At 55.1% G+C, this 15,740-nt stretch carries 11 protein-coding genes; 8 read left to right on the top strand and 3 right to left on the bottom strand.

Features of this window, described 5'->3' with window-relative positions:
• Nucleotides 1-49 precede the first annotated feature (49 nt).
• From TH19_RS14180 to TH19_RS14165, 4 genes are all read left to right on the top strand, one after another.
• On the top strand, nt 50-1,630 hold the full coding sequence (locus TH19_RS14180) for a helix-turn-helix domain-containing protein (protein ID WP_114103015.1): 1,581 nt from the start codon (nt 50-52) through the stop codon (nt 1,628-1,630).
• Nucleotides 1,631-1,796: 166 nt separating this feature from the next.
• Nucleotides 1,797-2,180: a response regulator transcription factor gene (locus tag TH19_RS14175; RefSeq protein ID WP_258547967.1), complete on the top strand. Its 384-nt coding sequence runs from the start codon at nt 1,797-1,799 to the stop codon at nt 2,178-2,180.
• A gap of 58 nt (nt 2,181-2,238) precedes the next feature.
• Complete coding sequence (locus TH19_RS14170) at nt 2,239-2,442, top strand: hypothetical protein (RefSeq protein ID WP_114103014.1); 204 nt, start codon at nt 2,239-2,241, stop codon at nt 2,440-2,442.
• 3 nt (nt 2,443-2,445) lie between these two features.
• Entirely contained in the window at nt 2,446-5,232 is a 2,787-nt protein-coding gene (locus TH19_RS14165) for a sensor histidine kinase (RefSeq protein ID WP_114103013.1), read from the top strand.
• Here TH19_RS14165 and TH19_RS14160 read toward each other — a convergent pair.
• The 3 genes from TH19_RS14160 to TH19_RS14150 form a co-directional block, all read right to left on the bottom strand.
• A complete protein-coding gene (locus tag TH19_RS14160) occupies nt 5,229-6,410 on the bottom strand; it encodes a CmpA/NrtA family ABC transporter substrate-binding protein (protein ID WP_114103012.1) in 1,182 nt (393 codons plus the stop codon). The genes TH19_RS14165 and TH19_RS14160 overlap by 4 nt on opposite strands.
• Nucleotides 6,411-6,413: 3 nt before the next feature.
• Nucleotides 6,414-7,004, bottom strand: a complete 591-nt coding sequence (locus TH19_RS14155; protein ID WP_114103011.1) for an ANTAR domain-containing response regulator — start codon at nt 7,002-7,004, stop codon at nt 6,414-6,416.
• A 138-nt stretch (nt 7,005-7,142) separates the two neighbouring features.
• Nucleotides 7,143-8,450, bottom strand: a complete 1,308-nt coding sequence (locus TH19_RS14150; RefSeq protein ID WP_258547966.1) for a NarK family nitrate/nitrite MFS transporter — start codon at nt 8,448-8,450, stop codon at nt 7,143-7,145.
• 775 nt (nt 8,451-9,225) lie between these two features.
• Here TH19_RS14150 and nirB point away from each other — a divergent pair.
• The 4 genes from nirB to TH19_RS14130 are packed head-to-tail and all read left to right on the top strand — an operon-like array spanning nt 9,226 to nt 15,733.
• A complete protein-coding gene (gene nirB, locus TH19_RS14145) occupies nt 9,226-11,697 on the top strand; it encodes a nitrite reductase large subunit NirB (RefSeq protein ID WP_114103010.1) in 2,472 nt (823 codons plus the stop codon).
• A gap of 5 nt (nt 11,698-11,702) precedes the next feature.
• Complete coding sequence (nirD, locus tag TH19_RS14140; protein ID WP_068516984.1) at nt 11,703-12,053, top strand: nitrite reductase small subunit NirD; 351 nt, start codon at nt 11,703-11,705, stop codon at nt 12,051-12,053.
• The gene (locus TH19_RS14135; RefSeq protein ID WP_114103009.1) at nt 12,043-14,751 is read left to right on the top strand and encodes a nitrate reductase; all 2,709 of its coding nucleotides are present in this window, start codon (nt 12,043-12,045) and stop codon (nt 14,749-14,751) included. The genes nirD and TH19_RS14135 overlap by 11 nt, the downstream gene beginning before the upstream one ends.
• Nucleotides 14,723-15,733, top strand: a complete 1,011-nt coding sequence (locus tag TH19_RS14130) for a precorrin-2 dehydrogenase/sirohydrochlorin ferrochelatase family protein (protein ID WP_114103008.1) — start codon at nt 14,723-14,725, stop codon at nt 15,731-15,733. Before TH19_RS14135 ends, TH19_RS14130 begins: the two co-directional genes overlap by 29 nt.
• Nucleotides 15,734-15,740: the final 7 nt, after the last annotated feature.

Below are 15,740 nucleotides of genomic sequence, written 5' to 3'. Positions count from 1 at the left end.
GGCGAGTAAGGTGAAAATTTGTAAATTCTGTCAATATTGAGGTTTCATCATGTCCCGCCAGGCCCCTATCGGACACCGCATTCGCGGACGCCGCAAAGATATCGGCATGACCCAGAATGCCCTGGCCAAAGCCGCGGGAATTTCACCGAGTTATCTGAACCTGATTGAACATAACCGCCGATCCATCGGGGGCGGGTTGTTGATGCGGATTGCGGCCGCACTGGAAATCCATCCCCACACATTGTCGGGCTCGGAAGAAGGACGCTTGCTGGCCGATCTAAGCGAAGCTGCATCCGATCCGGTATTTTCAAACACCCCGATTGAAGGCCGGGAATTCCCTGCCATGATTGCAGCGGCGCCAGGCATGATCAGTGCATTCCTTGCGCTTTATCGCGCCTATCGCAGCGGCCTTGACGAGGTCGACGCCCTTTCCGAGCGGCTCAGCCACGATCCTTTTCTGACCGAGGCCAGCCATTCGATCCTGACACGGATCACATCCATCCGGACAGTTGCAGAGATTTTTGACGATTACGACAACCTGTCACCCGAACAGCGCGCCCGGTTCAACGCAACACTGGTCAAGGAATCCCATCGACTGGCAGAATCCGCGACCGAGATTTTCAACTTCCTTGAACGCGGAAGTGCCGGTCGCCCGGCCAACAACCCGGCCGAGGAAGTCGATGATCTTTTGTATGACAACGCCAACTACTTCCCCACCCTTGAAGACAAGGCAACTGAGCTTGGCCCGAAAATCGACCCGGAAGGCGGTCTTTATCTTACCGATCTGATCAATTATCTGGAAGACACCCACAAAATCCGGGTGGAACGCCTGCCATCAGAGGATTTTCCGACCAACGGGTTTCATTGGGATTTTGCGCAAAGGACCCTTCGCATTTCGCGCGCTCTTGCCATCCCGTCCGCACGTTTTCAGGCCGCAAGGGCAATTTGCCAGATCGAAGCCAAGGATGCCGTCAGCGCCGTTCTTGCCAAGGCCAGTATCAGCAGCGAAGCCGGGCGCCTGCGCGCCCACGAAGCCCTGATATCCTATTGCGCAGCCGCCCTTGTCCTGCCCTATGACAGCTTCCTTGCCGATGCCCGCGAATTGCGTCACGACATCGAACTTCTTCAACAACGCTATGCGGCGAGCTGGGAGCAAATCTGCCACCGCCTGACCACCCTGCGCCGCCCGGGCGCAGAAGGCATCCCGTTTCACCTGATCAGAACCGATATTGCCGGGAACATTTCCAAACGCTTTTCGGCATCAGGATTGCAGTTGCCGCGCTATGGCGGGGCCTGCCCGCGCTGGGCCGTGCACGAGGCCTATCTTGCGCCGGAACGGGTGATATCGCAGTTTGTGCACCTGCCCGATGACAGCGAATATCTTTTTGTCGCCCGTGCCTTGCGTTCGGGCGCAGGCGGATATGGCACACCGCAATCGGTGCATTCGGTCATGATCGGCTGTGACACAGCATTTTCAAACGAAGTCATTTATGCCGATGCCCTGCCCCTTGAACGGGCGGAATCCGCGGTTCCCGTCGGGATCGCGTGCCGACAATGCCCACGCGACGATTGCGCCCAGCGCGCCTATGAAATGTCCGACACTGCCGAAGGTCGATCCGATCACGCCTGAATATAGCAGCAAACGGCTAGTCAAAGGGATGCAGCATCCCAACATTTACGATACCAAAGCATAGAAAACCGGCGCCTTTGCCCCCACCCAAAGTAGCATTATATTTTGATAAATTAACAGTTACGATAAGCGCCATAACAATCAGAAAAATCGGGGAGAACGTCCTTTGAACGAGAGACCAAAGGTCCTGATTGCTGAAGATGAGGAAACCATTGTCGAATCACTAAGCTTTCTTATGGAAAAGGAAGGCTATGACGTCAGTGTGGCCACAGATGGCCAAACGGCGATATCGATGATCGCCCGCGACGTGCCGGATATGGTTTTGCTGGATGTGATGATGCCCGGCTGTGACGGGTTTGAAGTCGTGCGCGCAATGCGCGGCAATGCGACCACCAGACTGATCCCCATCATGATGCTGACTGCGAAAACACGCGAAGTTGACCGCCGCAAGGGACTGGAACTTGGCGTGGATGATTTTGTCACCAAGCCGTTTTCGACCCGCGATGTTGTATCGCGGGTCCGTGCCCTTTTGGGGCGCACGGAACATTGATTAAATCCCGGAAATCCTTTCCCCATTCAGGAGAGTCCCCATCACCCCGCCACGCAGATTGACCGAACGTGCGCTTGCCCTGATGCTTGCGGCCCTTTTTCTCTGGATACCGCCACTTGTCGGGATGTTTTCCCTTGATGGCACGGTGTTCGGGTTGCCGATCCTGTTTGTCTATTTCTTTGCAGGATGGGGCGTTTTGATCGTCTTCTGTGCGCTTTTGACCCGCGCATTGCGCAGTGCCGCGCAATCCGAGGGGCGATAACAGATGCTGTCTTCGGAACTGGTCATCTTTGTATCGCTGGTCTATGTCGGCTTGCTCTATGCCATTGCATGGTGGGGCGACAAACGTGCGCGTGATGGCCACTCCTGGGTTCGAAATCCGACGGTTTATACCCTGTCGATTGCCGTTTACTGCACATCCTGGACATTTTATGGGGCGGTTGGAACGGCGGCGCGCAACGGACTTGAATATCTGACCATCTATCTTGGCCCGACGGTGATTTTTCTGGGCTGGTGGTTCCTGTTGCGCAAAATGTTGCGCATTTCCAAGGCCCATCGCATCACATCCATCGCCGATTTCATTTCATCGCGTTATGGCAAAAGCACCCAGCTTTCGGTCCTTGTTACCCTGATCGCGGTTGTTGGCACCACGCCCTATATCGCGCTTCAGCTTAAAGCCATTGCAACCAGTTACACCGTGCTGACCGTTTGGGATCACGGCATGGTTGAAACCGCCCAGCACAGTCTTAGCATCTTTTCCGACAGTGGTTTCTGGGCGGCCCTTGGCCTTGCATTATTCGGCATTTTGTTTGGCACCCGCTTTATCGATGCCGATGAACATCACGAAGGCATGGTTGCCGCCATCGCCTTTGAAAGTCTGGTCAAGATGTTCGCGCTTTTGGCGGTTGGCATCTTTGTCTGTTTTGTCATGTATGGCGGGATTGGCGATTTGTTCGCCGAGGCCGCAAGCAATCCCGATACCGCAAAACTGTTATTACTGCCCGAAAACGGCGCGCCACGGTGGCTGACCCTGATGATGCTGTCGATGGCGGCAATTCTGTGCCTGCCCCGTCAGTTTCAGGTGATCATTGTCGAAAATGTCGACGAACGCCATCTTGCCACTGCAAGCTGGGCCTTCCCGCTTTATCTGCTTTTGATGAACCTGTTTGTGCTGCCCATTGCCCTTGCCGGGCTTGGCGCGTTGCCTGCGTCATCGGACCCGGACTTTTTCGTGATTTCCGTGCCGCTGTTTGAAAACCAGTCATTACTGGCGCTGCTGGCCTATGTCGGCGGGCTTTCCGCAAGTACCAGCATGGTCATTGTCGCGACCATCGCGCTTTCGACCATGGTCTGTAACGACCTGATTGTCCCGGCACTGTTGCGCATCAAACCCCTTCGCCTGACCGAGCGCGATAACCTTACCGGGCTTCTGATTTTCATTCGCCGGGCATCGATTGTTGTCGTGGTGTTTCTGGGTTTTGCCTATTACCGGTCGGCTGGCGCAACCGATGCGCTGGCCGAAATCGGACTGATATCCTTTGCCGCCACCGCGCAGTTCATCCCGATCATGATTGGCGGCCTTTACTGGAAAGGCGGCACCAAAACCGGTGCGCAGGTCGGGCTTGTGGTTGGCTTTGCACTTTGGGGATATACCCTGTTGCTGCCATCCCTTGCCGATAGTGGCTGGATGGACCCGGCCCTTATTCAAAACGGGGCCTTTGGCCATCCCTGGTTACGCCCGGAAAGCTTGTTGGGTCTGACGGATTTTGCCCCGTTGACCCATGCGCTGATCTGGTCGATCTCGCTAAATACCGTCTTTTACGTCGTGATCAGCCTGTTTACCCAACCAAGTGCACTTGAACGCATCCAGGCCACCCTGTTTGTCGATGCCTTTTCGCGCAAAGGACAGGACACGGTGATCTGGCGGTCATCGGCTTCGATTGATGATCTTTATGAACTGGTTGAACGGTTCCTGGGGCGTGAGCGCGCCTTTCATTCCTTCCGTGAATTTGGCTGGGAAAAAGACACATCCTGGCGCGGCAAGGGCGAAGCCGATGCCGACATGATCGCCTTTACCGAGCGCCTTCTGGCCGGTTCCATCGGGGCGGCATCGGCCCGTGTGATGGTGTCCTCGGTCGCCAAGGGCGAAATGGTCAGCCTGGACGAGGTTCTTGAGATTCTTGAAGAAACCTCGCATGTCATTGAATATTCCCAGCGCCTTGAACAGAAATCCCACGAACTTGAAAAGGCCGCCGCCGAATTACGCGCTGCCAATGACCGGCTTAAGGAACTTGATAAGCTTAAGGATGAATTCCTGACCATGGTCAGCCATGAATTCCGAACCCCGCTGACATCGATCCGGTCATTTTCAGAAATTCTGGTCGACACACCCAACCTTGAACATGACAAGGTCGAGCGTTTTCTCAGCATAATTGTGCGCGAAAGCGAACGCCTGACCCGCCTGATTGATGATCATCTTGATCTTGCACGTCTTGAAGCAGGCCATTCGGACTGGCGTGCGGTTGACGTAAATCCGCGCACAGTTCTTGATGAAAGTGTTGATGCCGTCAAAGGCCTGTTTGACAGCAAGGGCGTTGCCCTGACCACCGAATTTTCACGCCAATCGGTGATGCTTCATGTCGACCGGGATCGATTGACACAGGTCTTTATCAATCTGCTTTCGAATGCTGCGAAGTTTTCAGACCCGGAATATCCCAGCGTCATAGTCCGCGGCGAAGCAATCGATGGCGGATATCTGGTTTCGATCACCGATAACGGACGCGGCGTTGCGCAGAACGAACTTGAAACGATCTTTGACAAGTTTTCACGCAGCGGCAAATACGCCGATGATCAGCCCAAGCCATCCGGTTCGGGGCTTGGATTGGCAATTGCCCGCCATGTCGTTGATCACTGTCAGGGGAAAATATGGGCGGAAAGCCCGCCCGGCAGCGGGGCAACGTTCCGCGTCTTCATTCCCGGCCAGATCATGGAGGCGATTGATGCCGCCAAACCCGAAAGTTCCGGACCTGATAACCTGATCCTTGGCCGCTAGATCACCTTTTCCGGATCAAAGATCGTATTATCAAGGAAGCTGTCAGGTCCGACAAAGGACCGGTCTTCGGCATCATTAATACCTTCGACCCGCCAATCATGTTTGGGCACGGCAACATCAAGATCCTTTACCGCCACCCGGTACAAATCAGGACGATAAACCTGTCGCACCACGTTATTGAGGTCCGTATCGGCGGGCACCTGCCCCCAGCGTTTCATTTGCGTGCCAACCCAGCTTCCCTGTGACAACCACGGGAAAGTCGCGGTGTAGCGGTAAAACACATGCCGATCCGGGATTTCAGTTGGCGCTTCGCCCGGGCGCAATACGGGCTTGCCACTTAGCGATGCCTTAAGAACCTCGAACGGGGCACCGACATTGGCGTCCTCGGACAGTAACTGGGCAAGTTCGGCCCGGTTTCCGGGTTCGTCCGCCCATTCCGCCGCCCGCACCAGCGCCCGCACAAGGGCGGATACCGTTTCAGGATTGGAATTGACCCAGTCTTCACGCACACCCAAAACCTTTTCCGGGCTGCGCGGCCAGATATCTTCCTTTAACGCGACAATTACACCATCGCCGTGGAACACCGCACGCTGGTTCCAGGGTTCACCCACGCAATAGCCATCCACCCAGCCATTTCGCAGACTGTCAAACATGCGCGGCGGGGCAATCACCCCGATATTCACATCCTTGTCCGGATCAATCCCGGCGGCTGCCATCCAATAGCGCAACTCGTAATTATGGCTTGAGAACGGGAATACCGTGGCAAAGGACATGACCGGACGCCCGGCAGCACGATCTTCGTCGATCACCTTTTTAAGTGCACGGGCAGATTGGCCGCGCGGACCATGCATGGCACTCGGATCAGCTTCAAGCATCCGCTGATAAAGGCGCGTTGAGACCGTGATCGCATTGCCACCGCGCCCCAGCGCCATCGGCACGACAATATGTTGCACAGGAACACCACCAAGGCCAAGACGGGCAGCGAGCGGAATACCGGCCAGCAAATGTGCTGCTTCGTAAACGCCATAGGAAAGCTTGTCACGAATGGCCGCCCAGGACATTTCGCGGACCAGTTCAAGTTCAATGTTTTCCTGTTCGGCAAAGCCCATCGCACGGGCCACAACCGGGATCGCACAATCGACAAGCGGAACAAATCCAAGACGAACCTTGTCTGCCATTCCTTAAAACTCCAACTGAAACGCCGTGATGACGCTTTGCGCAATTTCGTAAATCTTGCGGTTCTGTTTCATGGCGTTCTTGCGCAGCAGCGCATAAGAATCTTCTTCGGACAGGCCTTTTTCCTTCATCAGAATGCCTTTGGCCCGTTCAATCAGTTTGCGTTCATTAAGTTTGGCTTGTGCTTCGTCCCGTTCACGCCGGAGCTGATCAAACACGTTAAAACGTGAAATCGCCATTTCGACGATCGGGCGAATGCGGTCCTGACGCAGACCATCAACCACATAGGCACTGACACCAGCAGAAATCGCTTCGTGGATCATCGTGGAGTCACTTTGATCGACAAACATTGCAATCGGACGTGCGATGGCACGTGAAACCTGAAACATCTGTTCAAGCGTATCGCGGTCCGGGTTTTCCAGATCAATGATGATGATATCGGGCGCCAATGCCTGAATGCGTTCGACCAGATTATGGGATGTTCCGATACGGGCCACACGGGCATAGCCACTTTCGACCAGCCCGCGTTCGACAATCGCCGCACGGTCGGGATTCTCGTCGATTACCAGAATGTTGTATTCTTCCAGCTTTACCAAATTAACCCCAACTCCCTGACAGCCCAATCGGCCGCGCCTCTCTGACTTGCATTATTATGTTCCAGCCTGTTTTCAGGTCCGGATTAAAGTTCGGGATGCGATGCCCACCGCATCCCGAAAAGATTTAGGTCGTCCGACTTATTCCGCCGGAACCGGCTGTGCACCCGAAGATGCTGCAAGACGTTCGGCCTGCGCATTTTCAAAGCGTGCCTTTTCTTCTGCCTGGGTTGCTGCCGAGAACCGGACAGCAAGGGCTGCGAACGAGCACACGATAACCGCACAACCGAGATAAAGAAGTCCTTCCTGATATGTAAGGGCTTCGGACTTGAACAGGAAGCCCGCGGCAACAGCCCCGGCATTACCACCGGCACCGACGATCCCGGCGACCGAGCCAAGTGCCTTGCGGTTAACAAACGGGACAATCCCGAAGGTCGCACCTTCTGACATCTGAACGAACAGCGAGAACACGATCATCACGGCAACCGCAACGGCAAGTGCTTCCATCTGCGAGAAGGCAACAAGCGCGATCCCTTCGATGAACAGCGCCATAAACAGGAATTTGACACGCCCCGAAAGGCCGCTTTTGGCCGCGAACTTATCAGAGAACACACCGCCCAGTGTACGAGCAAAGATGTTCATCAAACCAAACAGACCGGCAATCATGCCTGCTGTTGCCAAAGACAGTTCAAACTTGTCGAAGAAATAGATCGCAGCAATGTTGTTGATGGTCAGTTCAACACCAAAGCAGGCGGCATAGACCAAAAACAGTGCCCAGACGCGGTAATCGGACACTGCGGCAAGCATACCCTTGGCGGCACCGGCAGAATCATCTTCGGGCTTAAGCGCGCCGCTTTTGCGCATTTCATCATAGTTGCCGTCCGGGCAATCGGTGGTGAAGACCCAGTAAAGTACCGCAACCACCAGCATGATCGCACCCGGGAACACCATGGCCAAACGCCAGCCCATGGTTTCAGCAACACCAAAGCCCAGCACCATAGCAAGGATCAGCGGCATAACCATTTGGGTGACACCGCCACCAAGATTACCCCAACCCGCCGTCGTGGCATTTGCCGTACCAACGACATTGGGCGCAAACATCATCGAGGTATGATACTGCGTGATCACAAAGGATGCCCCGATCGAGCCAATGGCAAGACGGGCCAGCAGGAAAGTTTCATAACTGTCGGCAAGACCGATCAGCATTACCGGCAAAGACCCAAGCACCAGAAGTGCGGTATAGGTTTTGCGCGGGCCGATCTTGTCGCACAGCGGACCAATCAAAAGCCGGACCAGAACCGTAATGGCAACCGATGCAATGATGGTGCTGCCGATTTCGCTTTTGGATAGGCCAAGGTCATCACGGACCAGCGGCATCAGCGGCGCGATCCCGAACCAGCCAAAGAAGCACAGGAAGAATGAAAGCCAGGTAAGGTGGAAAGTACGCATCTGGACAGTCTTGAGACTGAAGAGATTTATGCGTGTAGCCTTGTTCTTGATTTCCATAATATGAAGCCCTTCGTTTAGGTCGCGCAGAGCTTGCGAGATGCTATGTACGACCGACGGTTTTTCCCCATGGGCCTCTTGCTTCATCTGATGGATTCCGCAGGCGACCCGTCATTCGTATCGGAAAGGCTGCGCATTCATCGCGCTGCTGTTCCAAACGTCTGATCGTCCGCCGTTGGACGAAGAACTGTGAGCCACCCGTCATTGGGCCTGCTTTCGTCAAAGCTGCTCACGCCGGATGGTAATTGCAAACGGCGCGCCAATTTTTCCGCGATGCGGGATAAATTCACCAACCCACTGTTAATCAAAGATTTTGCCTGATCGCGCCTGCAACGATATTTTTCGGCCCCTTCGAAAAATCCAAAATTTGCATATATTTTAATCACACCAAATTTGTGATGTTTAAATTTTAATCAATTAGGTGAAAATCACAAATCAAGCCTCAACCGGAAGGATCAATATTTCTCTTACTTCCCAATGGCTTGAAAGATAAATCGGCAATCTTTTCAATCTGGCATGGCGCTTGAATATAGAGGGGTATGAGCGCGGGCAGTGTCGCCTGCGGCTCCGGCCTTAAAAGCCGATTGCATATATAAAGAATCCAAAGACGGGTTCACCGGATAACGACGTCCGTTGCGAAATGCCTTTTTAAAGGGCAGGCCGCTTCGGGCGTTTTTTTGTGCCAACTTCGCATCCCGCGACGAGGAGCCAGAGACAAATGAACCACGTCCCTGCAAATATCAAAGCCGCAAAAGCCCGCCTTGTAGTTATCGGCAACGGCATGGCCGGCATGAGAACCGTTGAAGAAATCCTCAACCGTACGCCAGACAAATACGACATCACCGTTTTCGGTGCAGAGCCACGCGTGAACTATAACCGCATAATGCTGTCGCCATTGCTGTCGGGTGAAAAGAACTTCGACGAAATCGTGATCAACACCCCGGAATGGTATCGCGAAAACAACATCCATCTTTATTCCGGTGATCCCGTTGTTGAAATCGACCGCATCCGCAAAGTGGTGATTTCCAAAAGCGGTACCGAAACCGAATATGACCGCCTGTTGCTGGCCACCGGTTCGGACCCGATCATCATTCCGGTTCCCGGCCACAAACTTTCCGGTGTTGTAACCTTCCGCGACGTTGATGATGTCGATGTGATGCTGGGTGCCGCCGCCAAGGGTGGCCCGGCTGTGGTGATTGGCGGGGGGCTTCTGGGCCTTGAAGCCGCGGTTGGCCTTCAGGCACGCGGCATGGATGTGACGGTTTTGCATCTGGCCGGTCATGTTATGGAACGCCAGCTTGATCCGTCTGCCGGTTATCTTCTGGCACAGGAACTTGAACGGCGCGGCATCACGGTAATTACCGAAGCCGACACAGCCGAAATCGTCGGCACCGAAAATGTAACCGGCGTTCGCCTTAAAGACGGACGCATGATCCCGGCTGATCTGGTGGTCATGGCTGTTGGCATTCGTCCCAACGGGCGTCTGGCCGCAGACACAGGCATCGCAGTCGAACGTGGCATTGTCGTTGACGATGTCATGACCACCAGTGATCCGGCAATCTTTGCGGTTGGCGAATGCGTTCAGCACCGTGGTCTGTGCTATGGCCTTGTTGCACCGCTGTTTGAAATGGCGAAATCCTGTGCCGACCATCTGGCCGAGATCGCAACCGATGGCTATGCCGGTTCGGTGACATCGACCAAGCTGAAGGTCACGGGGGTTGATGTGTTTTCCGCCGGTGATTTTTCCGGTGGCGGCAATACTGAGGAAATCGTGTTCCGCGATGCCGGACGCGGTGTTTACAAACGCATTGTCCTTGAAGACGGCAAGATCAAGGGCGCAGTCCTTTATGGCGACACCACCGATGGCGGCTGGTACTTCCAGCTGATGAAGGACGGGCAGGATGTCACCGAAATGCGTGACACCCTTGCCTTTGGCCAGGCATTCGCCGGGGGATCTGCCGGAAACCCTTTTGACGCTGTTGCAGCCCTGCCAGATGACGCAGAAATTTGTGGCTGCAACGGCGTTTGCAAAGGCTCCATCGTTGCCGCCATCACCGAAAAGGGCCTGACGACCCTTGATGAAGTCAAAGGCCACACCAAGGCATCTGCATCCTGCGGATCATGCGCAGGACTGGTTGAAAACCTTTTGGCCGCGACCCTTGGTGGCGACTATCAGGCGGCAACTGTCAAACCCATTTGCACCTGCACCGAACATGATCATGACAGCGTGCGTCGTCTGATCATTGCCAAGGGCCTGAAATCGATGCCCGCCATCATGCAGGAACTGGAATGGAAGTCTTCCGATGGCTGCCATGTTTGCCGTCCGGCTTTGAACTATTACCTGCTGGCAGCTTGGCCCGGTGAGTATGTTGATCACGGTGCATCGCGCTTCATCAATGAACGCGTGCACGCCAACATTCAAAAAGACGGCACCTATTCCGTCATCCCGCGCATGTGGGGCGGCTTGACCAACCCGCGTGAACTGCGCGCCATTGCCGATGTGGCCGACAAGTTCGATATCCCGACAGTCAAGGTTACCGGCGGTCAGCGCATCGACCTTTTGGGTGTGAAGAAGGAAGACCTGCCGGCTGTTTGGGCCGACCTTAATGCCGCAGGCATGGTATCGGGTCATGCCTATGGCAAATCGCTTCGTACCGTCAAAACCTGTGTCGGACAGGAATGGTGTCGTTTTGGCACCCAGATGTCGATGAGCATGGGGGTCGAACTTGAAAAAATGACCTGGGGGTCATGGATGCCCCACAAGTTCAAAATGGCTGTATCAGGATGCCCTCGTAACTGTGCCGAAGCCACCATCAAGGATTTCGGCGTGGTCGCAACCGATGGCGGCTGGGACCTGCATGTTGGCGGCAATGGCGGCATTCATGTCCGCGCAACCGATCTTTTGTGCAAGGTCACGACCGATGAAGAAGTTCGCGAATATTGCGGTGCTTTCATCCAGCTTTACCGCGAAGAGGCCCGTTACCTTGAACGCACAGCCCCCTGGATCGAACGCGTTGGCCTGAAGCATGTTCAGGAACGGGTTGTTGAGGATGCCGACAACCGCAAAGCTTTGTTTGATCGCTTCATGATCAGTCAGCAAACCGCGCAAAAAGACCCGTGGGCCGAACGCGCATCCGAGGGCGTTGACGCCCACGAGTTCCAGCCCCTTTCCATGATCGCAGCGGAGTAAGACAGATGACGAACAATCTGACCTGGGTAGAAGTCGGACCCGCTGCCAATATCCCGCAGCAAGGCGCACGCACCCTGCAAACCCAAACTGATCGCATCGCGATTTTCAGAACCCTTGATGATCAGATTTTTGCGCTGCTTGACCGTTGCCCGCACAAACAGGGACCACTGGCGCAAGGCATCGTACACGGCCATTTCGTCACCTGCCCGCTGCATAACATGGTGTTTTCACTTGAAACCGGCGAGGCACAGGGACCCGATGACGGGTGCGCCGCCAAGGTCGAATGCAAGGTCATTGACGGCATGGTTCGTGTTGGCCTGACCGAACTGCAAGCTGGATTGCGCCATGCGGGATGAGGTCAAAACAACCTGCCCCTATTGCGGTGTTGGCTGTGGCCTGATCATTTCGCCAACCCGTGACGGATGGGCTGTGGGCGGCGACCCTGACCACCCGGCAAATCTTGGGCGCATCTGCTCCAAGGGTGCGGCCCTGATCGATACGATCATGGCCGAGACCAAGCGCGATTTTCGCCTGCTTGAACCCGAAGTCGACGGCAAACGGGTCGGTTGGAAAACCGCCATTGCCGAAACCGCAAATCGCCTGCGCGATACCATTGAAAAACATGGTCCGAAATCGGTGGCTTTTTATGTCTCGGGGCAGCTTCTGACCGAGGATTATTATGTCGCCAACAAACTGATCAAGGGCTTCATCGGGTCGCCCCATATCGATACCAATTCACGTCTTTGCATGGCATCGACCGTGGTCGGGCACAAGCGTGCCTTTGGGGCCGATGTTGTGCCCGGATGTTACGAAGACCTTGAAATCGCCGATCTGGTCATTTTGACCGGATCAAATCTGGCATGGTGCCACCCGGTGCTTAATCAGCGCCTGCGTGCGGCCAAGGAAAAACACGGCACCAAGATTGTCGTGATTGATCCGCGCAAGACGGCAAGTTGCGATATTGCCGATCTGCATCTTGCCATCAAACCGGGCAGCGACGTTGCCCTGTTTAACGGGTTGCTGGCCTGGCTTGACCAGACGGGCAATACCGATCTTCGTTACGTAGCCCGCCATGTGAGTGGCTATGAACAAGCCGTGGCAGAGGCGCGTGCCGACTGCCCGGATATCGAGACAACCGCGCATAAATGCGGGCTCGATCTGCAAGACAGTGCCGATGAAACCGGCTCAGGTCTGGGAAAACTGGAAACGTTGTTTAACTGGTTCGCGGCCTTTGATCGTACCGTCACGGTATTTTCACAGGGCGTGAACCAGTCGTCTAGCGGATCGGATAAAGTCAATTCGATCCTCAATTGCCATCTGGCAACCGGCCGTGTCGGAAAACCGGGTTCAAGCCCGTTTTCCGTCACCGGCCAACCCAATGCCATGGGTGGACGCGAAGTTGGCGGCCTTGCCAATCAGCTTGCCGCCCATATGAACCCCAATGATCCGGTCGATATTGATCGCGTCAGACGGTTCTGGAAATCGGACATCCTTGAACCGGGCGAAGGATACAAGGCCGTTGATATGTTCCGGGCCATAGAAACCGGCGAAATCAAAGCCGTCTGGATCATGGCAACCAACCCGGCGGTAAGTCTTCCGGATGCGGATCGTGTACGCCTTGCCCTGTCGCGTTGCCCGCTTGTGATTGTGTCCGATGTGGTCAGTGACACCGACACATTGCGCCATGCCCATATCAAACTGCCCGCCACCGGATGGGCCGAAAAATCGGGCACGGTGACCAATTCCGAACGCCGCATTTCGCGTCAACGTCCGTTCCGCGAGGCACAAGGCAATGCCAAGGCCGATTGGTGGATCATGACCGAAGTGGCACGCGCCATGGGATATGGCAAGGCGTTTAAATATAAAGACCCCAGCGATATCTTTGCCGAACATGCCGCCCTTTCCGAATTTGAAAATGACGGCATGCGGGCCTTTGATATTGGCATCTGGCACAAGGCCAAGAAATCGGCCTATGACGCCATGCAGCCATTTCAATGGCCTGCTTCGCGTCGCCACCAACCCTCTACTGGCGCCGAACGGCTTTATGGTGACGGTATTTTCACCACTTCAAGCGGCCGGGCAAAAATGCTGGGTGTTGCGCACATTCCACCGCAATCCCAAACCAGTCCTGATTTCCCGCTGATCGCCAATAGTGGCCGTTATCGCGATCAATGGCACACCATGACGCGCACCGGAACGGCGGCACGTCTTTCGGCTCATCGCCCGGAACCGTTGCTTGAAATCCACCCAAAGGACGCCGCCAAATTTGGGCTTTCGGATGGTGGGATCTCCCGGATCAAAAGCAAACAGGGTGCATCCCTGATGCGTGTTCAGGTCACGGATGCACAAATGCCCGGACAGGTTTTCGTTCCAATGCATTGGAACGATATCTTTTCGCAAGCAGGCGGGATCGGGCGACTTTTGGCCCCCAATGTCGACCCCCATTCCGGACAACCCGAAAGCAAACATATCCCCGTCATCCTTGAACCCTTTGTTCCGAAATGGCAGGGATTGCTGTTTTCAAGCATGCCGGTCGATTTGACCGGTCTTCCTTACTGGGTGGCGGCGACCGGACCGGGCAGCATGATCTATGAAATTGCCGGGTCCGAGCCGATGATGTTCAAATCCCTGCTTCCCGTTGCCTCAAACGCCGATGATCAACAGGTTATTGAATATAGCGACAGCAAAAAGGGCGTTCATCGTTTTGCGCGCCTGAACGGGGATCGCATTACCGGCGCGCTTTTTATCAGCCCGGAACGTCCGGCCCTTGGCCGGGATTGGGTATCGAACCTGTTTTCGTCTGATCTGGTGGCACCGACAGAACGCAATGCCCTGCTGGCCGGACGGATGCCCGATGCCGGAGCGATCAACGATCGCCTGATCTGTTCATGTTTCTCGGTCGGGCTGGCGGCCATTACCCGCGCCATTTCCGAACAGAACGCAATGTCTGCTGCCGATATTGGTCGCTTACTTCAGGCCGGGACCGGATGCGGTTCGTGCCTGCCTGAAATAAAGGAGATTCTCGATGACGCATTACCACGCGCCGCAGAATAATCGCGGGCCTCAGTCAGACAGTGCCGCACATGCCGGGACATCTGAAAACTTCGCCTATTTCCCGGCCTTTATTCATGTCACCGGCAAAAAGGTAGTTGTGCTTGGCGGCGGTGAAGTTGCGCTTGGCAAGCTGCGCCTGCTTGTCCGCAGTCAGGCAACCATCACGGTCATCGCCCCGGAAATTTGCGATGACATTCGCACGATGGTCCGCGATGGCCAGGTCACATGGGAATGCGCACCGTTTGTCGACACCATGGTCAATGGTGCGGCGATGGTGTTTGATGCCGCCGACGATCCGTATTTGACAACCCGGGTGCAAGCAGCAACCAAACGGCGCAACATTCTTTTGAATGTGGTTGATCGCACCCAGCATTGTGATTTCATTGTTCCGGCAATCCTTGACCGGGCACCGGTCATGATCACGATCTCGACCGGTGCCTGCGCCCCGGCATTGGCGCGCATCATCCGCCAACGTCTTCAAACCGTTCTTCCGGCTTCGATGTCGGAACTGGCCCGGATTGCACGGGACGCACGGCAAAAAGTCGCCGATCACCTTCATGACAATGTATCGCGCCAACGGTTCTGGACCCATTTTTTCCAGCGCGGCCTTCATGACGGCACCGCACAGTCCAATGACAAACGCGATATTGATGATGCCCTGCGCCAGTTTATCCCCGATGGCAGTAGTGCGACTGTCCCCGGCGGACAGGCGATGAATGCCGAAATCCATGCAGACAATGCCTTTGATCTTCCGCACGGCATCGCACGTGCAATTGAAACTGCCGATATCGTGTTTCACGAAGATCACATTGCCGAGGATATTCTGGCCCTTGCCCGTCGGGATGCCACCCTGATCCCGGTTGGCTGTATCAGTCTGGATGAAAATCCGACACACCGGCGCGAAAGCATTCAGCAGCAAACCAGGATTTTCACCCGTCAGGGTTTCAACATCGTCACCCTGACACAGGCCATCACCCATTAGATATAAG

The sequence above is a fragment of the Thalassospira profundimaris genome, from assembly GCF_003326675.1.
In the GTDB taxonomy this organism is placed as follows: domain Bacteria; phylum Pseudomonadota; class Alphaproteobacteria; order Rhodospirillales; family Thalassospiraceae; genus Thalassospira; species Thalassospira aquimaris.
The sequence above is the reverse complement of the archived record's forward strand: the minus strand, read 5'-3'. Positions and strand labels throughout refer to the sequence as shown.

Excerpts from the sequence above, each read along its gene's own strand:
- TH19_RS14130 (WP_114103008.1), top strand. The coding sequence starts at position 14,723 with ATGACGCATTACCACGCGCCGCAGAATAATCGCGGGCCTCAGTCAGAC.
- TH19_RS14150 (WP_258547966.1), bottom strand. The coding sequence starts at position 8,450 with ATGCGTACTTTCCACCTTACCTGGCTTTCATTCTTCCTGTGCTTCTTT.
- TH19_RS14165 (WP_114103013.1), top strand. The coding sequence starts at position 2,446 with ATGCTGTCTTCGGAACTGGTCATCTTTGTATCGCTGGTCTATGTCGGC.
- nirB (WP_114103010.1), top strand. The coding sequence starts at position 9,226 with ATGAACCACGTCCCTGCAAATATCAAAGCCGCAAAAGCCCGCCTTGTA.
- TH19_RS14180 (WP_114103015.1), top strand. The coding sequence starts at position 50 with ATGTCCCGCCAGGCCCCTATCGGACACCGCATTCGCGGACGCCGCAAA.
- TH19_RS14135 (WP_114103009.1), top strand. The coding sequence starts at position 12,043 with ATGCGGGATGAGGTCAAAACAACCTGCCCCTATTGCGGTGTTGGCTGT.
- TH19_RS14160 (WP_114103012.1), bottom strand. The coding sequence starts at position 6,410 with ATGGCAGACAAGGTTCGTCTTGGATTTGTTCCGCTTGTCGATTGTGCG.
- nirD (WP_068516984.1), top strand. The coding sequence starts at position 11,703 with ATGACGAACAATCTGACCTGGGTAGAAGTCGGACCCGCTGCCAATATC.